Source organism: Actinomycetospora sp. NBC_00405 (assembly GCF_036044095.1).
Lineage (GTDB): Bacteria > Actinomycetota > Actinomycetes > Mycobacteriales > Pseudonocardiaceae > Actinomycetospora > Actinomycetospora callitridis.
Window position 1 is genome coordinate 265118 of record NZ_CP107938.1, and the last position, 20344, is coordinate 285461.

The following is a 20344-nucleotide window of genomic DNA, read 5'->3' on the forward strand; positions in this document are numbered from 1 at the left end:
CGTCGATCGGCGCCCCGATCGCGGAGTGGGGTGGCACGCACGGGTGAAGTGAGGCTAGCCTTCCTCGCATTCGGGTGAGGGAGGGGAGCCGCGTGGCGCGGATGTCGGTGCTGCCGCTGTTGGAGGTCGTGGCGTCGGAACGCCTCACTCCGCGCATGCAGCGCGTGACGCTGGGTGGCTCGGGGAGCCCTGCCCTGCAGGCGCTCGATGCCGTCCCGCCCGCCGCCCACGTCCGCCTGCTGTTCGCCGAGCCCGGCGCGCCGGTGGTCCTGCCGATTCCCGGGCCGCACGGCCTGAGCTGGCCCGACGACCGCGACCGTCCCTACGCGCGCAGTATGACCGTGCGCTCCCTCGACGGTGTCCGCGGTGAGATGACGATCGACATCGCCCTGCACGGCGACTCCGCCGCCGGCCGCTGGGCCACCGCCGCGCGCCCCGGCGACCCCGCCGGGATCGTCGGGCCCGGTAGCGGGTGGACCCCGCCCGCCGACGCCACGGAGGTCCTGCTGGCGGGCGACGAGGCGGCCCTGCCCGCGATCGCCGCTCTGCTCGAGTGGCTGCCGAAGCACGCGCTGGTGCACGCGGCGATCGAGGTCCAGGACGCCCTCGACGAACAGGAGCTCGCCCGACCGGTGCGCTGGGTGCACCGCGCGCGGGGCGAGACGCTCGTCGACGTCGTGCGCGCCCGGCCCGTCCCGGACGGCGCCGCCGCGTGGGTCGCGGGGGAGGGGCACGTCGTCAAGGCCATCCGCGAGACCCTGCGCCTCGGCCGGGGCCTGGGACGCAGCCACTGCCACGCCATCCGCTACTGGACGCAGGGCCGCTCCCACGAGGACTCCGAGAAGACCTTCGGCGCCGCCCGCGCGGAGGCCGCGCGCCGGGGCATCGAGCTGGTCACCACCCAGGACGTCCACGAGATGAGCTACGAGCTCATGACCGGTGGTTTCCGGCTCCCGGTGGTCTGAACCGACGTCCCCCACATGATCCCCGCCCGTCTCGGGCAGACTCCCCGCACCGACGGTGGACCGAGGCGAGGGGTGGCAGGTGGCGGACGAGGGCGAGCTGATCGCCGAGCGCTACCGCGTCCGCACGCGTGTCGGGCAGGGCGCCATGGGCGTCGTGTGGCGGGCCGAGGACGAGCGCCTGCAGCGGGAGGTGGCCCTCAAACAGGTGTCGCTGCCCGCGGGTGCCGACGACGAGGCCCGCGACCAGGCCCATCGCCGGGTGTTCCGCGAGGCGCGGATGATCGCCCGGCTGCACCACCCTCACGCGATCGCGGTCTACGACGTCATCGAGCACGACGGGCAGCCGTGGCTGGTCATGGAGTACCTGCCCTCGCGCAGCCTCGCCGAGGCCCTCGTCGCCGACGGCCCGCTGGACCCCGAGCGCGTCGCGCACATCGGGCGCCAGGTGGCCGACGCGCTGGCCGCCGCCCACGAGGCCGGGATGGTGCACCGCGACATCAAGCCCGGCAACGTCCTGCTCGCCGACGACGGACTGGCCAAGGTCACCGACTTCGGCATCGCCCGCGCCGTCGACGACGTCACCATCACCTCGACCGGCATGATGGCGGGCACCCCGGCCTACCTGGCGCCCGAGGTGGCGCGGGGCGGGACGGCCGACTTCCGCTCGGACGTCTACTCGCTGGGGTCGACGCTCTACACGGCGATCGAGGGCGTGCCGCCCTTCGGCACGGGCGACAACCCCCTCGCCGTCCTGCACCGCGTCGCCTCCGGCGAGTACGCCCCGCCGTCCCCGCGGGGCCCGATCACCCCGCTGATCGAGCACCTGCTGCAGCCCGACCCCGCGAGCCGCCCGGGCATGCAGCGGGTGCGCGGCGACCTCGCCCGGCTCGTCGCCACCGAGGCCGGCACCGAGGAGGGGCCGGTCACGCCGTTCTTCGTCCGTCCTGAGGCTCCGCCGGGTCCAGGGCCGGGCCCAGGGCCGGGACCAGGACCGGGTTCAGGACCGGGCTCCGGGCCGCCCACGCCCCCGCCCGTTCCGCCCGCCCCGTCCACGGGGGTTCCCCAGCCGTCCGGCTCCGGTGGGCGTGCGACGGCCGAGGTGGTTCCCGACAGGGTCGTGGCGACGCAGCCCGCCGACGTCCCGCCCCTCACGCGGCCGGCGACGACGGCGCCGGTGTCCGCGCAGGACCGCGACGACGCCACCCCGGAGGACGGCGCCCCGGACGACGGCCCACGCCGCCGGCGCTGGCCGTGGGTGGCCGCGGTGGCGGCCGTCGTCGTCGTGGTCGTCGCCGTCGTGCTCGCCGCCCTGCTCGGGACGCCGGGCAGCCGGCCGGGGGCCTCGGTCCCCGGGACCACCGCATCGCCCGAGGCCGGCGGCGGGAGCGCGACGACGTCGCAGGCGGAGGCGGGGGCGGGGGCGGGGAGCGGCGGCGCGCTCGCCGGCGGTCCGGACGACCAGGCCCGCCAGCAGGCGATCATCGACTACTACGGCCTGCTGCCGAACCAGCTCGACGAGGGCTGGCAGCGACTGACGCCCTCGTTCCGGTCCTCGACCGCGGGCGGGATCGAGAACTACCGCAGCTTCTGGGCGACCATCCAGCAGGTCACGGTGCGCGGGGTGTCACCCGCCGGCGGCGACGAGGTCGACGCCACCGTCACCTACCGCTACGCCGACGGCCGCGAGGTCGACGAGCGCACGGTGTTCCGGCTGGCCTTCGTCGACGGCATCTGGAAGATCGACGGGCAGCGGCAGGCCAACTAGCGCGTGGGGAAGGCCCCGCCGCCGTCGTCGGACTTCTTCGCCTTCTTGATCGCCCGCTTCTCCTTGAGGCTCTTGTCGGACTTCTTGGAGGAGGACTGGCGAGGGGACTTGTCGGACATCGGGCACTCCCGGCGGTTCGGATCACGGTGGATCGAATCCGAGGGGGTTCACGCGCCGATCGTCGTTCCCGGATGCGACTTCCGGCGCTGCGCACCGGGTGGTCGGGCCGAATCTACCGCGCGGGCGTCCTCCGGGACAGGAACGCCGGGATCAGCCCGCGAACCATCCCGAGGGGGCGAGCGCGCCGCCCTCGACCAGCCGCGGGACGTAGTGGTCGGTGTAGATGCGCGCGATGAGCTCGCGCCTGCTGCGGACGCCGACCTTCGCGAAGATCTTCTTGAGGTGGTCCTGGACGGTGTAGGCCGACAGGTGCAGCCGCTGCGCGACGTCCGCGGTGTCGACGCCCGCGAGGACGAGGCCGACGACGTCGCGCTCGCGGCCGGTCAGTCCGTAGGACGCGACGATCAGGGGGATCACCTCGGGCGGGCGGGCGTCCTCGAGGGTGACGACGACGTCGGTGCCGCGGTCACCCCGCCCCACCAGCGGTGAGGCGTGCGCGACCACCCAGCGCCCGGACCGCGACCGCAGGCGCGCCCGGGGCGGCGGCGCCGTGGGGTCGAGCGCGCGCCGCCGGGCGGCGCCGACGATCGCGCACACGATCTGCGGCAGCGGCGCCTCCCCGAGCGTCCCGCCGCCGAGCTCGGAGATCCGGGCCTCGGCGCCGGCGTTCGCCGACACGACCTCGTCGTCGCTACCGACCACGAGCACCGCCGGACCGTCACCGTCCCCGGCGGCCGTCAGGTCGACCGCGCCGGCGACGAGTCCGGCGCGCAGTCCCCGGGCGAACCCGCCGGCCACGGAGCTGACGAACTCCTGCTCGGCAGGGGTGAAGGTGCGCCCGCCCTGGTGGAAGAGCGCGATCCCGCCCCACGTCGCGCCGTCGGCGGACAGGCCGGCGCGCAGCTCGTCGGAGTAGTCCCAGAGCGGCGAGAACATCTCCGCCCACCGTCGCGAGCGCGCGAGGTCGCCCCCGGTCTCGGTGCCGAGCGCCGTCACGGCACCGGGACGCCGGGCCACCACCCGGAAGTCGTAGACGTCGTCGACCTCGTACTCGTAGTACGACCACTGCAGGTCGTGGTCGTCGTCGACGTCGCCCCACTTGACCGTCGCGGTGACGAGCTCGGTCGCCGGGTCGAGCGTGGCGAGGCACGCCGCGGAGAACGGGAGCGCCCGCCGCAGCGTCTCGATCGCGGCCGTGCCGAAGGTCGTCCAGTCCAGGCCCGCCGCGGCCAGCCCGTCGATCTGATCGCGCACCCGCTCGGCGCTCATCACAGCCATATCACTCAGCGTAGTACTGACTGGGCTGGACGAGGTATCCCAGATTCCTGGGAGGGCAGGACACCAGGAGGCTGGGATGGGCGGGCGCGCACCGACGGCGCAGGCTCCTACTCATGCCGAACCCGCAGCTCCTCGTCACGCAGAGGATCAACCCGACGACCTGGAACGCGCCCTTCCGCTACGACCAGGCACAACTCCGCCCGGCACCGCGACAGTTACTCACCGTCGCCGGTCAAGGGTCGGTCGACGCGGACGGGGTGGTCCTGCACGAGGGCGACATGACGTCGCAGATGGCGCTCGCGATGGGAGGAGTCGAGGACCTGCTCGCCGCCGCCGGGATGGACCTGCGCGACGTCAGCCGCCTCGTCGTCTACGTCACCGACGTCGACGCCGCCCTCGCGGCCTACGGCGCGATCACCGAGCGGCTCGAGGCCCTCGACGCCACCCCGCCCGCGACCCTCGTCGAGGTCACGCGCCTCGCCCTGCCAGGGATGGCCGTCGAGATCGACGCCACCGCCGGCCGCTGATCCCTCTCCACCCACCCCTCCCCATCCACCCCCGGAAGGACCTCCCGTGACCGCCCCGACCGCCCCCGCCGCCCTGCTCCCCGGTGACCCTGCCTTCGCCGCCGCCGTCACCCCGTTCGTCACGACCCTGACCCCATGCCCCGATCTGGTCGTGGCGGCCCGCAGTCCTGCTGACGTCGTCGACGCGGTCCGGTGGGCGGGCGCCGAGGGTCGTCCCGTGACGGTCCAGGCCACCGGCCACCAGCTGCTCTCCGACCTCGCCGGCTCGGTGCTGGTCTCGACGCGCCACCTCGACGGCGTCCGCGTCGACCCGGGGGCGCGCACGGCCGTCGTCGGCGGCGGCGCGCAATGGCACCAGGTGATCTCGGCCGCCGCCCCGCACGGCCTCGCCCCGATCTGCGGCTCGTCGTCGAGGGTCGGCGTCGTCGGCTTCAGCCTCGGTGGCGGGCACGGCCCGCTGTCGCGGGCGTTCGGCACGGGCGCCGACCAGGTCCGCCGCGTCCGCCTCGTCACCGCCGACGGGGTCGAGCGCGACGTCGACACCGTCCGCGAGCCCGAGCTGTTCGCCGCGCTGTGCGGCGGCAAGACCGGCTTCGGGGTCGTCACCGAGATCGAGATCGCGCTGCACCCCGTGGCGCGCCTCTACGCCGGCGGGATCTTCTTCCCGGGCGCGGCGTCCCCCGAGCTGCTGCACGCCTGGCGCGAGTGGGTCACGACGCTGCCGGCTGACACCTCGAGCTCGGTCGCGCTGCTGCGCCTGCCCCCGGACCCGGCGCTGCCGCCGCCGCTGCAGGGGCAGTTCGTGGTGCACCTGCGCTTCGCGCACCTGGGGTCGGCCGAGGAGGGGGCCGCGCTGCTCGCGCCGATGCGCGTGGTCGCCGGGCCGATCGCCGACATGGTCGACGAGATGCCGTTCGCGGCGATCGACGCGATCCACGCCGACCCCACCGATCCGATGCCGATCTGGGACGAGTCGGCGACGCTCTCGGCGCTGCCCGCCGAGGCCGTCGACGCGCTGCTGGCCGTCGCGGGGCCGGGGGTGGAGACGCCGCTGGTCATGGCCGAGCTGCGCCAGCTCGGCGGGGCGATCGCGCGCGGTCCGGAGCGGGCGTTCGACGCCGTCGCCGGTCGGGACGCGGCGTTCAACCTCTACGCGCTCGCGCCGATGGTCCCGCCGCTCGCCGGGATCGCCCCGGCCGCGGCCCGCGGGGTGGTCGACGCCCTGCGGCCGTGGGCGGTCGGCGGGCTGCCGAACTTCCAGGGCCCCGCGTCCGGCGGGCGGCTCGGGGCGCTGTGGGACGAGGAGACCCTCGCCCGCCTCACCGCCGTCCGCGAGGAGTACGACCCGACCGCCGTGTTCCGGACCGTCGGCCTGCGCTGACCCACCCGTGAGCGAAGTTCCCGGCCTGGCCGGGAACTTCGCTCACGTGCGCAGGGGGTTCGGGACGCGCGCGACGCCGGCGGGCATGCTCGTGCCGGGCGAGGGCCCGCGCTCGAGCAGCGGGCGCAGCACCGTGCGGTAGGGCCAGGTGTCGGCTTCCAGCAGGACCGCCTGCAGGGTGCCCCGGACCTCCGGGTCGGCGGTCCGCGCGACGGCGCCCTCGACGGCGCGCCGGATCGTCGCCCACCACCGCGGCTCGGGCGTGCCCGTGTGCCGGACGAGCGCGTCGACCACCCCGCCCAGCCCGACCTCGACAGCCAGGGTCGCGAAGAAGCCGATCAGCTCCGCCGGGGTGTCGAGCACCAGCGACTGGCTGCCGCCGGGCGTGAACCGGTAGCCCGGCCCGGGCACCGTGAGCCGGCCGGGGTGGACGCGCACGGCGTCGTGGTCGCGCAGGACCAGGCTCGTCGAGCGGGCGTCCAGGTCCAGCAGCACGTTCTGCCCGTGCATCTCGGGCAGCACGCCGTGGCGCAGGAACCCGATCCCGACCTCGACGACGGCGTCCACGACCGCCCCGAACACCGCCTCCGGGTCGCCGATCGCTGCGAGCGGCCCGTCCCAGGCGGGCGCGGAGAGCGCGGCGAGCGGCATCCGGTGCGACCCGATCGGGGGCGGCAGCACGCGCAGCGCCGCGGCGAGGTGCCCGGGGCGGTCGTCGAACTCGTCGGAGCCGTCGGGACGGGCGAAGCCGGCCCAGGCGGTCTCGTCGGTCACGGCGACGCGGGCGGCGAGGTCCGGGTCCGCGGCCAGCACGTCGCGCAGCACCCGCTCGCCGCGCTGCGCGAAGTCCAGCGAGCGGGCCCCGAGCAGCCGGGTCGACCCCAGCGTCGTCACCCCGAGGGGCAGCTTGAGGTGCCGGCCGCCGCCGAGGTCGAGCGTCCGCAGCGACGACGTCACCCGTCCCTCGCCGGCACCGCGGTCGAGCGGGACGACGATCCCGTCGGCGATCTCGGCGGCGAACGCGACCGGCAGCACGTGCGCGCGGTCGAAGGGGTGCACGGGGAGGACCCGGTAGCCGTCGGGGGCGTCGAGCAGGTCCGGGAAACCGCCGACCCCGAGCCGCAGGTGGTCGGACCGGACCGCGACCGCGTCGACGGCGACGGTGCGCCCCGGCCCCCAGCGCGCGAGGTCGTCGGCACCCCACCCGGACACCGCCCGCGCCGTGGGGTGGAACGGCCGTCCGCGCACCGCGGCGAGCACCTCGCCCACGTTCTCGGTGAGGTCCCCGGACGGCGGCTCGAGGGCGTGGCCGACGGCCGTGTCGAGGTCCCGCGCCACCGCCTCGACGTACGGGGCGTCGGGGGCGAGCAGCCGCAGGACCGCGGACGGCGCGGACACCGGCACGCCGTCGAGCAGCACCGGGCCGTCGACGGCGCGCGCGGCCTGCAGGACCCCGCCCGGCCGGGCCGGCCAGCTGAGCTCCCGGCCGTCGGGGAGCGCCACACGCACCCGCCCGGCGACCAGCGGTGCGGCCGCGAGGCCCTCGGCGACCGCCGCGTCGAGCAGGTCGCGCATCACGAGGCGCTCGCTCACCGCGGCAGGGCCACCCGCCTCGCCCGCGCCCGGTCGAGCCAGGCGTCGTCGTAGACGCGGTCCAGGTACCGGTCGCCGCGGTCGGGGAAGATCGCGACGATGCGCGCGGGCGGAACGACGTCGTCGAGCAGGCGCGCCACCGCGGTGACGACGGCCCCCGTCGATCCGCCGGCGAAGATCGCCTCGGTGGCCAGCAGCTCGCGGCACGCCTCGGCCGCGGTGGCGTCGTCGACGTGCTCGACGCGGTCGATCTCGTCGGGGGAGTGCAGCTCCGGCACGCGGCTGGACCCGAGGCCCGGCAGCTCCCGGTACCCGCCCCGTCCGCCGAAGATCACCGACCCGACGGCGTCGGCGGCGACGACCTGCAGCGGGTCGCACACCTCCCGCAGCCGGCGCGCGCAGCCCAGCAGGCTGCCCGTGGTCGACACCGCCCCGACGAGGTGGGTCGGCGGGACGAGGAGCTGGTCGACCAGCTCGGCGCCGGTGCCGTGGTAGTGCGCGAGCCAGTTCCGCTCGTTGGCGTACTGGTTGATCCACACCGTGTCGGCGGTGGTCGCGAGGATCTCGTGCACCCGCGCCAGGCGGGTGTGCAGGTACCCGCCGGCCTCGTCGGGCTCGTCGACGACCTCGACGTCCGCGCCGAGCCCCCGCATGATCGTCTTGTTGGCGGCGCTGGCGTTGCGGTCGACGACGCAGGTGAACGAGAGGCCGTGCAGCTGCGCGGCCATCGCCACGGCGACGCCGAAGTTGCCCGAGCTCGACTCGACCAGCCGGCTGCCGGGCGGGATCGACCCGTCGGCCAGTCCGCTCGCCACGATGTAGCGGGCAGAGCGGTCCTTCATGCTGCCGCCCGGGTTCATCAGCTCGAGCTTGGCGAGGACCTGCACCCCCGGCCGGGCGAACAACCGTCCGAGCTCCACCAGCGGCGTCGCCCCGACCGTGTCGAGCACCGAGCCGTGGACGGCCTCGGGACCCGGATCGAGGCGCCCCGGGTCGAGGGCACCCGGGTCGAGGGCACCCGGGTCGAGGGCACTTGGATCGAGCCAGGCCAGGTCACCGGCGGGGCCCGGTCGGGGCCCACGGGCGAGGGTCACTCACACCTCCGTCGCGACGTGTCCGGACCGGAGCGGGAGATCCTCGCGGAGGACTCCCGCCCCGAACCCAGGCAACCCTAACCACGGCGGAGGCCGTGCCGATCAGGTGATCGGCGGTGACCGGAGGAGGGTCGATCAGCCCGCGTTGTCCGGGACGTCCGAGGCCTTGACCGCGCCCCACCCGTGCCAGCGGTCCACCTCGATCCACGCGGCCACACGCCCACGGTCACGGATGGGGTAGGGCTTGCCGGTGTAGTGCTCCGAGCACCGATCGATGATCGTCAGATCGTCGTCGTCGGCCCACTCGACGATGTGGCCCTGGATGCTGACGTGGGTGTACCAGTCGTCCTCGGACAGGATCGAGATCGACACCCGCGGGTCCTTGCGCAGGTACTCGACGCGCTTGCGCGCGTTGTCCATGTTGACCAGCACCCGGCCGTCCTCCCAGAGGTACCACGTCGGCACCGACACCGGCTGGCCGTCGGGGCGGACCGAGACGATCACGCTGGGGTTCGGCTTGCGCAGGAGTTCCTGGACCTCGTCGGGCAGCGGGGGCTTGGGCATGTCGTCCTCTCGTCGGGGGTGGTGCACGGTCTCGGGCAGGAGTGCTCGATGCGCCCCGATCTCACACGCGCCCGGCCCCCACGGAGCGGCGGCGGCGCACCACCAGGGCGCGCGCGACGACCGCCGTCAGGCCGAGGGCCACGACGACGAGGCCGTAGACCTCGGCGACGGGCCGCAGCCCGAGGTGCACGGTCGCGATGCCCGCGACCACCGCCGGGAGGCTGAAGGCCAGGTAGGCGACGACGTAGGCGACGGCCATGAGCTCGCCGCGGGTCTCGGGGGCGGCGATCCGGGCGAGGGTGCCGAAGCAGGCCAGCGAGGCCATGCCGAACCCGACGCCGGCGACGACGGTGCCCGCGGCGGCGCCGAGCGGGACACCGAGCACGAGCCCGCCCAGCGTGACGAGGGTGCCGACGGCGAGCAGCCCGCCCGCAGGGGCGAGCAGCGTCGCGGGGGAGCGGCGCAGCACCGCGACGGCGGTGACCGCACCCACCCCGCAGAGCAGGGTGACGACGACGCCGCCGACGAGGTGGCTGCGCAGCCCGAGGATCTCGGCGGCCACCGACGGGCCGAGCGAGAGGTAGAGCCCGCCGAGCGCCCAGCTCGCCGCCAGCGTCGGCACGATCGCGAGCACCTCGGCGCGCAGGCCCGCCGGGATCCGGACGCGTGGACGCAGTGAGGCGAGCGCACCGGTGCGTCGCGGGGCCGTCTCGGGCAGCAGCGCCAGGACCACGCCGACGACGGCGAAGCCCAGGAGCAGGACGCCGTAGACGAGGCGGGTGGGCGCCGGGGCGTACTCGACGAGCAGCCCGCAGCCCAGCGCGCCGAGCGCCAGGCCGATCAGCGGCGTCGTCGCGTTCGCGAGCCCGGCGCGCCGCGGGCTGAGGTCCACCAGCGTCGCGGCCATCGCGGTGATCGCCGCGCCGGTGGCCGCCCCCTGCACGGCGCGCGCCACGAGCAGCATCGTCACGTTCGTCGCGAGCAGGAACAGCACCACGGCGACGGTCTGGACGCCCAGCGCGACCGCCAGCACCGGCCGTCGTCCCACGTGGTCGGACAGGCCGCCGACCACGAGGAGCGAGGCGAGCAGGAAGACCACGTAGACCGCGAAGATCGCCGTCAGGGTCGCGGCCGAGAAGCCCCACTGCGCCTGGTAGACGACGTAGAGCGGGCTCGGGACGCTCGAGGCGGCCAGGAAGAGCACGACGACCCCGGCCACCGCGGCGAAGAGCCGGCCGCGGCGGACGGGGTCGAGGCTGTCAGCGGGTGCCGTCACCCACGGCGCAACACCCGCGTCGTCGGTTCTATGTCCGGGCGTAGCGGGAGAGGTACTGCTCACGCCGGCGCGGGTGGATGTTGGCCAGGGTGACGTCGCCGTCGTAGTGCGCGAGCACCTTGCGGTCCATCATCGCCCGCCACACCGGCGGGAAGAGCGCGACGACGATCATCGAGCCGTAGCCGCTGGGCAGCTGCGGCGACTCCTCGAAGTGCCGCAGCGTCTGGTAGCGCCGCAGCGGGTTCGCGTGGTGGTCGGAGTGGCGCTGCAGCTGGTAGAGCAGCAGGTTCGACACGGTGTGGTCGGCGTTCCAGCTGTGGCGCGGGTCGGTGCGCTCGTAGCGGCCGTCCTCGCGGCGCTGGCGCTTGAGCCCGTAGTGCTCGAGGTAGTTGACGACCTCCAGCAGCGAGAAGCCCACGAACGCCTGCAGGATCAGCCAGGGCAGGATCACCGGCCCGAACGCGACGACGAGCGCGAGGAACAGCACGACGGTCATCGCCCAGGCGACGCCGATCTCGTGGTCGAAGGGCGTGTGGCTGCCCTTGGACCGGCGCTTCGACTCCAGGTGCCAGGACGAGCGCAGGCTGCCCCAGACCGTGCGCGGCAGGAACATCCAGAAGCCCTCACCGAGCCGCGAGCTCGCCGGGTCCTCCGGGGTCGCGACGCGGACGTGGTGGCCGCGGTTGTGCTCGACGTAGAAGTGCCCGTAGGCGGAGCTCGCGAGCGCGATCTTCGACAGCCAGCGCTCGACGTCCTCGCGCTTGTGGCCCAGCTCGTGGGCGGTGTTGATGGCGACGCCGCTGACGACGCCCATGGTCAGCGCGAGACCGAGGTCCGCGTGCCAGGGCAGGTCCCAGCTCGCCCAGACCCAGCACGAGAACACCAGGCTCGCGTACTGGATCGGGATGAACAGGTAGGTCACCCAGCGGTAGTAGCGGTCGGCCTCGAGGCGCTCGCGCTCGGACTCCGGCGGGTTGTCGTCGGTGGCGCCGAAGACCAGGTCGAGGCCCGGCAGGATCACGAAGAGGATCATCGGGCCGACCCACCACCAGCCGGCCCAAGCGGTGGCGGTGGACAGCCCCGCGCCGACGAACGGCATCGCCGGCATCAGGGTGGCCAGGGGCCACAGGTAGCGCTTGCGGTCTCGCCAGGGGTGCTGCGGGGCATCGTTCCCCCGCGCGGTGTCCGGCACGAACTCGGTACTCATGGGCCTGTCTCCCTCGACACGACGGCTCGTGACGAAGTGTGCGTGGTGATGCGCTTAGAGACAATACCCGATTTTTGTCTCAGTTTCGCGGATGGACCAACAGCGCTGCGACCAGATGGGCCATGCGCTCCCCGACGTCTACGGGGTCCAGGGCCGGCGCCACCACATGAGAGATGACGAGACGGACGAGCGCGTCCACGGTCTCCTCGACCCGGGACGGGAGGAGCTCGGGCTGCCGCCGTCCGAGCCACGCCGCGAGGAGGGCGCGGGCGGACTCGCGGATCGACTCCGACCGCGAGGTGAGGAACGGCAGCAGCCCGGCGTCGCCGGACCGGCTGCCCGTGAGCACCGCTCGCAGGAGGGGGTTGTCCGCCGCTTCCTGCAGGGTCAGGCGGGTGGCGGCCGCGACGGCGCGGGGGACGTCCTCGTGCTGATCGAGGGCGTCGGCGATCGCGGCGAAGAACCGCTCGGCCTCGCGGGTCATCAGCGCCTCGCCCAGGCCGTCCTTGTTGCCGAACTCCCGGTAGAGCGTCGGGCGCGAGACCCCGGAGTCGACCGCGACCTCGCCGACGCGCACCCGCTCCCAGCCCCGCTCGACGGTGTGCTGGTGGGCCGTCTCGAGGACCCGTTCGCGCACCTGTCGCCGAAACTCCAGGCGCAACGACTCGCCGCTCATCCGGTCAGTGTCACTCACCGCAACCGGCGCGATGCGAGGAGCAGCCCTCTCGCACCCGGTTGGTGGTGCCGGTTGGCCTGCGGGAGGCACTCAGGTTGGGCCGATCAAACGTCGCGGACGGCGCAACGTCAGCGGCCGGTCGCCGAGAGTCACTGGGCCGAAGCGCCCCACTTCCTCAGGATGTCCGACTCGCGGGTAACAACGGTGACCGGATGCCGATGTCCGCGCAGATCACCGGGATGCACCTGGTGGTCCACCGTCCGGCCGAAGGGGTCCGCACATGGTCGTTCGATCCGGTCGTCTGCTGCCGAGTGTGATCGTCGGTGCCCTCGTCACTGGCGCCCTGACCTTGGGGGCGGGGACCGCGTCAGCGGACCCGATCACCGATCTCCTCGGGTCTACCAAGTGTCTTCTCGACAACGTGCCGACGCTGCTTGGCGACGAGTACAGGCGCGACCCCGTGACCAATGAGTGCGAGCGCATCTCGTTGCCGGTTCCGCAGACCGGATCGGGCGACACGGGTGGCGAGACCGCCGATTCGTCGCCCGGAGGAATCCCGATCATCCTGCCTTCCGTGCCGGAGATCCCGGGGAACAGCACCGGCACCCCGTCTGAAAGCAGCGAGAACTCAGGCGATGGCTCGCCCGCCGTCACGAACGACGCAGGCAATGCTTCGGAAATCGTGAGCAACACCGCCGCGTCGACCGGCGGGCCGGCCCAGGCCGCCGTCCCCGCGCCGTCCGGAGTCCAGGCCCCCGACGTCCGGGCCGGCCTGCTGACCCCCGCCGTCTCCGCGCCCGGCGGGCTGGCCGCCCGTGTGCCCGCGCTGGGCTTCGGCACCGTCGACCCCCGCCTGCTCATGGTGCCGACCGGTAGCCCGCTGCGGACCCTCACCGGCGTCACCCCGGGCTCGCCGGTCACGACGTCGAGCGACGTCCAGGCGATGGCGCTCGACGGCCTCCCGAGCGGGCTGGGGACGCCGGCGGTGCTGGGCGTGCTGATCCTCTCCACGCTCGCGGGCTTCGCTCTGCGCCACCGGGTACTGCGCCGGGTCCGGCTCGCCGCCGCTCCGGAGCCCGAGTCGGCGGGCTGAGAGCTCGGTGGCGAATCCCGCGCTCAGCGCGGCTTTCGCCACCGAAGACGCCAGGAGCGGCGATGATCGCGACGTCGGTGACGAAGCAGTGCAGATCTGCCATGTGTCGGCACCGAATCGGGCGATCACCGCGGCGCCGAGCCGCGAGATCTGGGTCCGTGGAGCGAATGCTCCGCTCAGCGGAACGCTCGCTCCACGAACTTGGATCTCGCGCTCGAACCCGGCGCGCCGTTCCGGCCAAGGGCGCCCTTCGCCTCTCTAGTCGGCCGGAGGTGCCCTTCGCGCGGACACGACCGCGCCCCACACGCACGCTCCACGAACGGGTACCTCGCGCGCCCATGGTCACCGAGCCCTCACGGTCGCCCCGGAGATCGTCATCGACCACGGCTAGCTGATCACCGCGCCGCGTCGGTCCCCGCGAGCGCGACGGGGAGGTGCTTGATCCCGTTCACGAAGATGCTGCGCAGGCGGTCGGGCTCGCCGGCGACGCGCAGGTCGGGCATGCCGGCGAAGAGCTCGCGGAAGAGCACCGCGACCTCGCGACGGGCGAGGTGCGCGCCGAGGCAGAAGTGCGGGCCGTGGGCGCCGAAGCCCTGGTGCGGGTTGGGGGAGCGGCGGAGGTCCAGGCGGTCCGGGTCGGCGAAGACGGCGGGGTCCCGGTTCGCCGCGCCGTACACGAGCAGCAGCTTCTCGCCCGCCGAGACGGCGACGTCGCCGACCGTCGTGTCCGCCACCGCCGTCCGCCGCATCCAGTTGATCGGCGAGGCCCAGCGGACGATCTCGTCGACCGCGGTGGGCGTGATCCCGTCGACGTCGCCCGACCACAGCTCCCACTGCGACGGGTCGAGGTGCATGCCCCAGACGCCGTGGGTGATCGCGTTGCGGGTGGTCTCGTTGCCCGCGACGCAGAGCAGGATGAAGAACGACGCGATCTCCTGGTGCGTCAGCCGCTCGCCGTCGACCGTGCCGTGGACCAGCGCCGAGGTGATGTCGTCGGTCGGCGACGCCTCGCGGGCGGCGGCGAGCTCGGTCATCAGGCCCGAGAGCCCGGCGCCGGCGGTGAGGTAGTCGCCGAGGGGGTTGTCCGAGGTGACGTACTCCGGGTCGTCGCCCGCGAGGATGACGTTGGAGTGGGCGAACACCTCGTCGCGCCGGGACTCCGGCACGCCCATCATGTCGCAGATGATCAGCAGGGGCATCCGTGCCGAGACGTCGGTGACCAGGTCGAAGGAGCCGTCGCCCGCCAACGCCTTCTCCCGGGCGGAGACCACCACCGAGTGTGCGACGCGCGTCACGTCGGACAGCAGCGCCTCCGTGCGCCGTGGGGTGAACGCCTGCGCGGCGATGCGCCGGATCTTCGTGTGGCGTGGGGCGTCCATGCTGATCAGCGAGCCGAAGAACTCGTGGGCCTCGGCGGGCAGGTCGAGGATCGAGACCGCGCCCCGGCCCGAGCAGAACAGGTCGGGGTTCTTGCTGACGTACTCGACGTCGGCGTGCCGGGTGACGGCGCGGAAGCCGGGGCCGCGCTCGAACCCGGGGAACTCGGGCTCGGCGAACCACGGCAGCCCCGCGTCGGCGCGCAGGGCGTCGAACGCCTCGAACCGGCGCGCCCAGGGCGCGGCCCAGAACTCGCGGTCACCGAGGTCGACGGTCGGGAGCGTCATAGTTGGCAGGATGCCAACACTGGGTGCCGCCCGCCATGCGCACGACGTGACACCCGTGACCCGGGGGTGTCGGTTGTGCCCCGTCCTCTGCGGCGGGAGGATCGCCGACGTGGTGCGGGTTGATCTCGAAGGTTTCTGGCCGAGCAGGCGCGGTGACGCGTTCGACGAATGGTGTCGCTGAGGGGCAGCACCCCGCCGGCGACGTGTACGACCGAGAATCCCCGATCCCCCACGATGGAGTGAGCACCCCATGACGGACGCGAGCACCGGCTGGTCGTTCGAGACCCAGCAGGTCCACGCGGGCGCGAGCCCGGACCCGGCGACGAACGCCCGGGCCACGCCGATCTACCAGACGACGTCCTACGTCTTCCGCGACACCCAGCACGGGGCGGACCTCTTCAGCCTCGCCGAGCCGGGCAACATCTACACGCGGATCATGAACCCGACCCAGGACGTGCTCGAGCAGCGCGTCGCCGCCCTCGAGGGCGGCGTCGCGGCCCTGGCGTTCGCCAGCGGCAGCGCGGCCACGACGGCCGCGATCCTCAACATCGCCCACGCGGGCGACCACTTCGTGTCGAGCCCGAGCCTCTACGGCGGCACGTACAACCTGTTCCACTACACACTGCCCAAGATGGGCATCGAGGTCTCGTTCGTCGAGGACCAGGACGACCTCGAGCAGTGGCGCAACGCCGTGCGGCCGAACACCAAGCTGTTCTTCGCCGAGACGATCGCCAACCCGGGCTCGAACGTCCTCGACGTCGAGGGCGTCGCGGGTGTGGCGCACGAGGTCGGCGTCCCGCTGGTCGTCGACAACACCGTGCCGACGCCCTTCCTGCTGCGCCCGATCGAGCACGGCGCCGACATCGTCGTCCACTCGGCCACCAAGTACCTCGGCGGCCACGGCACGACGATCGCGGGCGTGGTCGTCGACGGCGGAACGTTCGACTTCGGCGCCCACGGCGACCGCTACCCCGGCTTCACCGAGCCCGACCCGAGCTACAACGGCCTCAAGTACTGGGAGGCCCTCGGACCGGGCGCGTACGCGGCCAAGCTGCGTGTCCAGCTGCTGCGCGACACCGGGGCGGCGATCGCCCCGTTCAACGCCTTCCTCATCATCCAGGGCATCGAGACGCTGTCGCTGCGCCTCGAGCGCCACGTGCAGAACGCGCAGGCCCTGGCCGAGTGGCTCGAGCAGCGCGACGAGGTCGAGAAGGTCTACTACGCGGGCCTGCCCTCGAGCCCCTGGTACGAGGCCGGCAAGAAGTACCTGCCCCGCGGCGTCGGCGCGATCGTGTCGTTCGACCTGCGCGGCGGGGTCGAGGCCGGGCGCGCGTTCGTCGACGGCACCACCCTGCACTCGCAGCTGGTGAACATCGGCGACGTCCGCAGCCTCATCGCCCACCCGGCGTCGACGACGCACAGCCAGCTCTCGGAGAACGAGCAGGAGTCCGCGGGCGTGACCCCGGGCCTCGTGCGCCTGGCCGTGGGCATCGAGCACGTCGAGGACCTGAAGGCCGACCTCGAGGCGGGCTTCACGGCGGCCAAGTCTGCCCAGTGAGAGATCTGGCTGCGTGACCGACTCACTCCAGCGTGTCGACGGCGACACGTCCGTCCAGGTCCTCCCTCCCGCCACCGGTGCGTGGCGGGAGGGGGACCCGGTCGGCGGCCGTCACTTCGTCGACCTCGGCGCGGTGACGCTCGAGAGCGGCGCGACCCTGCCCGACGTGCGCGTCGCCTACGAGACGTGGGGACGCTTCGACGGGACCAACGCCGTCCTCGTGCTGCACGCGCTCACCGGCGACAGCCACGTCACGGGGGATCCCGGTCTCGGGCACCCCACCCCGGGCTGGTGGTCGGCGATCATCGGGCCGGGTCGGGCGATCGACACCGACCGCTGGTTCGTCGTCGCCCCCAACGTCCTCGGCGGGTGCCAGGGCACGACGGGACCGGCGAGCCCGGGACCGGACGGGCGCCCGTGGGGCTCGCGGTTCCCGCGGACGACGGTGCGCGACCAGGTCGCGGTCGAGGAACGCTTCGCCGACGCCGTGGGGATCGACCGGTGGGCCGCCGTGCTCGGCGGTTCGATGGGGGGCATGCGGGCGCTCGAGTGGGCCGTGATGGCGCCCGAGCGGGTGGAGCGGCTGCTGCTGCTGTGCTCGCCCGCGGCGGCGTCGGCCGACCAGATCGCGTGGGCGGCCCCCCAGATCGCGGCGATCCGCGAGGACCCGGGTTGGCGCGGTGGCGACTACCACGACCGCCCGCGCGGCCAGGGCCCGCACGCCGGGCTCGGCGTCGCCCGGCGGATCGCGCACAACACCTACCGGACGGGCGAGGAGTACGACACGCGCTTCGGACGCCGGCCCCAGCCGGGTGAGGATCCGGAGGACGGCGGGCGCTTCGCGATCGAGAGCTACCTCGACCACCACGCCGAGAAGCTCGTCCACCGCTTCGACGCCGGCAGCTACGTCGCGCTGACGCTGGCGATGAACGGGCACGACGTCGCCCGCGGGCGGGGGTCGCTGCGCGAGGCGCTGGGCCGGATCACGGCGCGCACCGTCGTCGCGGGCTCCGTGTCGGACCGGCTCTACCCGCTGCACCAGCAGGAGGAGCTGGCCGAGCTCATCCCCGGCGCGGGCGAGGTGCACCGGATCGAGTCGCCGTACGGGCACGACGCGTTCCTCATCGAGGCGCGCAGGCTCGAGCAGATCCTGGGCGAGCTGTTCCGCGCCTAGAGACGACCCGTCGCTCCGGCGGGGAGCTACAACCGCGCGGGCTGCCCCGCCACCTCGTGGAGCAGCGCGTGCACGGTCTCGTCGTCGAGGCGGTAGCGCACCACGCGGCCGCTGCGCTGGGTGGCGACGAGACCCTGCGCGCGCAGCAGGCGCAGCGCCTGCGAGGTGGTGGTGTCCTTCAGCCCGGCGGCCAGGGCGAGGTCGGACACGCAGATCTCGCCGGCGGCGTGGATGCAGAGCAGCAGCGTCAGACGCGTCGGGTCGGCGAGGAGGGCGAAGCGGGTGACCCAGGCGTGCATCCTGTCGCCGTCGGGCAGGGCCTCGACGGCGTCGCAGATCCGGTGGTCCTCGTCGAGCGCGCGCTGGCGCTGCTCGGCCCGGGCGGCGTCCTCGTCGGTGCCGTCCGGGGGCTCGGTGAGGTGCACCGACACATCGTGTCATCCTCGCCCGGCCGCCGGGTGGCGGCGCCGGGAGACACGGCGGTGGAGACGGGGGACGCGCGCGGTGACGGGACCGACGGGACTCTCCGCGCGGCGTACCGCCCCCGACCTGGCCCGGGGTCTGATGCTCGTCCTCATCGCGGTGGCCAACGCGCACCTCTACCTCGTCGACCGCCCGATCGGCTACCGCGGCTACCCGGCGGGGCTCGTCGGCGGCGACCGCGTCGTCGCGGTCGTGCAGGTGGTGCTCGTCGACGGCCGCGTCTACCCGCTGTTCGCGGCCCTCGTCGGCTACGGGCTGGCGCGGCTGGCCGACCGCGCGCCCGAGGGGGTGCTGCGACGGCGCGGGGTGGTGCTGATCGGCGTCGGCGCGCTGCACGGCGTGCTGCTCTTCCCCGGCGACATCATCGGCGCGTACGGGCTGGTCATCCTGCTGATCGCGCCGGTGGTGGCGACGGGGCCGGCGGCAGGGTCCTCAGCAGGGTCGTCCCGCGGGCTCCTCGCGGCGGCCGGGGCGATCGCGACGTTCGGGGGCCTGCTGAGTACCGGCCAGGGCACGCCGCAGGGGGTCCCGACCGTCCCCTCGATCGGGGCGCCCACCGTCGGCGCCTTCCTGGCCGCGCACCCCGGGGAGTGGCTGACGACCACCCTGTTCTCGGCGCTGCTCACCGCGCCCGCCGTGCTCGTGGGCGTCGTCATCGCCCGCTCCGGCACGCTCGACGAACCGGAGGCCCACCGGCGGCGGCTCGCCGTCTGGGCGGTCGGGGGGCTCGGGGCCTCGGTGGTGCTCGGGCTGCCGCTGGCCCTGGCCGTCGCGGGCACGTGGGTGCCGGCGGGTGTCCTGGCGGGCCTCGCCGGCGCGGCCCACACCGCGGGCGGCTACGCAGGCGCGCTCGGGCTGCTCGGCGTCATGGGCCTGCTCGCGAGCGTGTCCTGGCCCGGGCGCGACCTGATCGCGGCCGCCGGGACCTGGTCGATGACCCTCTACCTGTCCCAGTCGGTGGTGTTCGTGGCCGTGTTCGCGGCGGTGGCGGGCGGGCTCGGGTCGTCGGCGAGCCTCGCGGCGGCGACGCTGATCGGCCTCGCGACCTGGCTGGCCGGCGTGCTCGTGGCCGGGCTCCTCGCCCGCGCCGGCCACCGGGGCCCGGCCGAGCTGCTGGTGCGCCGCCTGACCTACCCCCGTGAGCGATCTTCACGGCTATAGCCGTGAACATCACTCACATAGGGTCGGGGGCGTGGCCGAGCTCCCGCCCCCGCTGCGCTGGTGGGGCCGCCCGTTCGGCGAGGCGCGGGTGCACCTCGAGCTGGCGCGCCTGCTCGTGAGCGACACCTGGCGCGGGCACGACGTGCCGCACGGCGACGGCGCGCCGGTGCTGCTCGTGCCGGGGTTCCTCGCCGGGGACGTCACGCTCACCGTCCTGCACGACTGGCTACGGCGCATCGGCCACCGCTCCTACCGCTCGGGCATCGCCTGGAACGTCGACTGCTCGGAGGCCGCGGTGCGCCGCCTCGACCGGCGCCTCGCCGAGGTCGCCGACCGCGCCGGGGCGCCCGTGACGATCATCGGGCACAGCCGGGGCGGCCTGCTCGCCCGCGCGCTCGCGTCCCGGAGCCCGTCGCTGGTCCGCCGGGTGGTCGCGCTCGGCAGCCCGCTGGCCTCGCAGCTCGACGCGTCGGTGCTGACCCTGGCCGCGGTGAGCGGGGCCCGGGTCGCGCAGAACGTGGTGCGCCCACACCGCCCGCTCTGCCTCACCGTGCGCTGCCCGTGCCCGTTCGGGGCCGACCTCGTCGCGCCCGCCGCCCCGCCCGTCGTCGCCATCTGGAGCGGGCAGGACGGGATCGTGCGGCCCTCGGCGTGCCGCCCGGAGGACGCCGAGGCGCTCGAGGTCCGCGGCAGCCACGTCGGGCTGGGTGTCAACGTCGAGGTCTACCGGCACCTCGCCGAGGTCCTCGTGCGACGGTGACCACC

19 protein-coding genes are annotated in these 20344 nt (G+C 74.2%); 9 read left to right on the plus strand and 10 right to left on the minus strand.

Going from position 1 to position 20344, the window contains the following annotated elements; translation table 11 throughout:
• The first annotated feature begins 101 nt into the window (after positions 1–101).
• Positions 102–965, plus strand: coding sequence for a siderophore-interacting protein (locus OG774_RS01315; protein WP_328310716.1), 864 nt, complete (start codon positions 102–104; stop codon positions 963–965).
• Positions 966–1044: 79 nt separating this feature from the next.
• On the plus strand, positions 1045–2730 hold the full coding sequence (locus tag OG774_RS01320) for a serine/threonine-protein kinase (protein ID WP_328306144.1): 1686 nt from the start codon (positions 1045–1047) through the stop codon (positions 2728–2730).
• Here OG774_RS01320 and OG774_RS01325 read toward each other — a convergent pair.
• The gene (locus OG774_RS01325; RefSeq protein WP_328306145.1) at positions 2727–2849 is read right to left on the minus strand and encodes a hypothetical protein; all 123 of its coding nucleotides are present in this window, start codon (positions 2847–2849) and stop codon (positions 2727–2729) included. The genes OG774_RS01320 and OG774_RS01325 overlap by 4 nt on opposite strands.
• Positions 2850–3000: 151 nt before the next feature.
• A complete protein-coding gene (locus OG774_RS01330; RefSeq protein ID WP_328306146.1) occupies positions 3001–4128 on the minus strand; it encodes a response regulator transcription factor in 1128 nt (375 codons plus the stop codon).
• 113 nt (positions 4129–4241) lie between these two features.
• Here OG774_RS01330 and OG774_RS01335 point away from each other — a divergent pair, with 113 nt between their 5' ends.
• On the plus strand, positions 4242–4655 hold the full coding sequence (locus tag OG774_RS01335; RefSeq protein WP_328306147.1) for a RidA family protein: 414 nt from the start codon (positions 4242–4244) through the stop codon (positions 4653–4655).
• Between the two features lie 46 nt (positions 4656–4701).
• Positions 4702–6036, plus strand: a complete 1335-nt coding sequence (locus OG774_RS01340; RefSeq protein ID WP_328306148.1) for an FAD-binding oxidoreductase — start codon at positions 4702–4704, stop codon at positions 6034–6036.
• A gap of 42 nt (positions 6037–6078) precedes the next feature.
• On the opposite strand, the gene OG774_RS01345 is transcribed toward OG774_RS01340, so the two are convergent.
• The 6 genes from OG774_RS01345 to OG774_RS01370 form a co-directional block, all read right to left on the minus strand.
• Positions 6079–7629, minus strand: coding sequence for an IucA/IucC family protein (locus OG774_RS01345; protein ID WP_328306149.1), 1551 nt, complete (start codon positions 7627–7629; stop codon positions 6079–6081).
• On the minus strand, positions 7626–8723 hold the full coding sequence (gene sbnA / locus OG774_RS01350; RefSeq protein ID WP_328306150.1) for a 2,3-diaminopropionate biosynthesis protein SbnA: 1098 nt from the start codon (positions 8721–8723) through the stop codon (positions 7626–7628). Before sbnA ends, OG774_RS01345 begins: the two co-directional genes overlap by 4 nt.
• A 135-nt stretch (positions 8724–8858) precedes the next feature.
• On the minus strand, positions 8859–9287 hold the full coding sequence (locus OG774_RS01355) for a PPOX class F420-dependent oxidoreductase (RefSeq protein WP_274195588.1): 429 nt from the start codon (positions 9285–9287) through the stop codon (positions 8859–8861).
• 61 nt (positions 9288–9348) lie between these two features.
• Positions 9349–10563 carry an MFS transporter gene (locus tag OG774_RS01360; RefSeq protein ID WP_328306151.1) on the minus strand — a complete coding sequence of 405 codons (1215 nt, stop codon included), beginning with the start codon at positions 10561–10563 and terminating at the stop codon, positions 9349–9351.
• A 28-nt stretch (positions 10564–10591) separates the two neighbouring features.
• Entirely contained in the window at positions 10592–11770 is a 1179-nt protein-coding gene (locus OG774_RS01365) for an alkane 1-monooxygenase (RefSeq protein ID WP_328306152.1), read from the minus strand.
• Positions 11771–11849: 79 nt separating this feature from the next.
• Positions 11850–12446: a TetR/AcrR family transcriptional regulator gene (locus tag OG774_RS01370; protein WP_328306153.1), complete on the minus strand. Its 597-nt coding sequence runs from the start codon at positions 12444–12446 to the stop codon at positions 11850–11852.
• A gap of 682 nt (positions 12447–13128) precedes the next feature.
• Between OG774_RS01370 and OG774_RS01375 the strand changes: the two genes are divergently transcribed.
• The gene (locus OG774_RS01375) at positions 13129–13539 is read left to right on the plus strand and encodes a hypothetical protein (RefSeq protein ID WP_328306154.1); all 411 of its coding nucleotides are present in this window, start codon (positions 13129–13131) and stop codon (positions 13537–13539) included.
• A 395-nt stretch (positions 13540–13934) separates the two neighbouring features.
• Here OG774_RS01375 and OG774_RS01380 read toward each other — a convergent pair whose 3' ends face one another.
• Positions 13935–15203, minus strand: a complete 1269-nt coding sequence (locus tag OG774_RS01380) for a cytochrome P450 (RefSeq protein ID WP_328306155.1) — start codon at positions 15201–15203, stop codon at positions 13935–13937.
• 250 nt (positions 15204–15453) lie between these two features.
• Here OG774_RS01380 and OG774_RS01385 point away from each other — a divergent pair, with 250 nt between their 5' ends.
• Both OG774_RS01385 and metX read left to right on the plus strand, forming a co-directional pair.
• On the plus strand, positions 15454–16761 hold the full coding sequence (locus tag OG774_RS01385; RefSeq protein WP_328306156.1) for a bifunctional o-acetylhomoserine/o-acetylserine sulfhydrylase: 1308 nt from the start codon (positions 15454–15456) through the stop codon (positions 16759–16761).
• A 13-nt stretch (positions 16762–16774) separates the two neighbouring features.
• On the plus strand, positions 16775–17935 hold the full coding sequence (gene metX, locus OG774_RS01390; protein WP_328306157.1) for a homoserine O-acetyltransferase MetX: 1161 nt from the start codon (positions 16775–16777) through the stop codon (positions 17933–17935).
• 26 nt (positions 17936–17961) lie between these two features.
• Here the strand turns inward: metX and OG774_RS01395 are convergent, their stop codons facing one another.
• Complete coding sequence (locus tag OG774_RS01395) at positions 17962–18360, minus strand: ArsR/SmtB family transcription factor (RefSeq protein ID WP_420791810.1); 399 nt, start codon at positions 18358–18360, stop codon at positions 17962–17964.
• 79 nt (positions 18361–18439) lie between these two features.
• Here OG774_RS01395 and OG774_RS01400 point away from each other — a divergent pair, with 79 nt between their 5' ends.
• Both OG774_RS01400 and OG774_RS01405 read left to right on the plus strand, forming a co-directional pair.
• Positions 18440–19579: a DUF418 domain-containing protein gene (locus OG774_RS01400; protein ID WP_328306158.1), complete on the plus strand. Its 1140-nt coding sequence runs from the start codon at positions 18440–18442 to the stop codon at positions 19577–19579.
• Between the two features lie 31 nt (positions 19580–19610).
• Positions 19611–20339 carry an esterase/lipase family protein gene (locus tag OG774_RS01405; protein WP_274195579.1) on the plus strand — a complete coding sequence of 243 codons (729 nt, stop codon included), beginning with the start codon at positions 19611–19613 and terminating at the stop codon, positions 20337–20339.
• Positions 20340–20344 lie beyond the last annotated feature (5 nt).

What these genes read in the sequence shown, in the direction of transcription:
- OG774_RS01315 (WP_328310716.1), top strand. Translation starts at nt 102, where the DNA reads ATGTCGGTGCTGCCGCTGTTGGAGGTCGTGGCGTCGGAACGCCTCACT.
- OG774_RS01325 (WP_328306145.1), bottom strand. Translation starts at nt 2,849, where the DNA reads ATGTCCGACAAGTCCCCTCGCCAGTCCTCCTCCAAGAAGTCCGACAAG.
- OG774_RS01330 (WP_328306146.1), bottom strand. Translation starts at nt 4,128, where the DNA reads ATGGCTGTGATGAGCGCCGAGCGGGTGCGCGATCAGATCGACGGGCTG.
- OG774_RS01335 (WP_328306147.1), top strand. Translation starts at nt 4,242, where the DNA reads ATGCCGAACCCGCAGCTCCTCGTCACGCAGAGGATCAACCCGACGACC.
- OG774_RS01355 (WP_274195588.1), bottom strand. Translation starts at nt 9,287, where the DNA reads ATGCCCAAGCCCCCGCTGCCCGACGAGGTCCAGGAACTCCTGCGCAAG.
- OG774_RS01365 (WP_328306152.1), bottom strand. Translation starts at nt 11,770, where the DNA reads ATGAGTACCGAGTTCGTGCCGGACACCGCGCGGGGGAACGATGCCCCG.
- OG774_RS01370 (WP_328306153.1), bottom strand. Translation starts at nt 12,446, where the DNA reads ATGAGCGGCGAGTCGTTGCGCCTGGAGTTTCGGCGACAGGTGCGCGAA.
- OG774_RS01380 (WP_328306155.1), bottom strand. Translation starts at nt 15,203, where the DNA reads ATGACGCTCCCGACCGTCGACCTCGGTGACCGCGAGTTCTGGGCCGCG.
- OG774_RS01385 (WP_328306156.1), top strand. Translation starts at nt 15,454, where the DNA reads ATGACGGACGCGAGCACCGGCTGGTCGTTCGAGACCCAGCAGGTCCAC.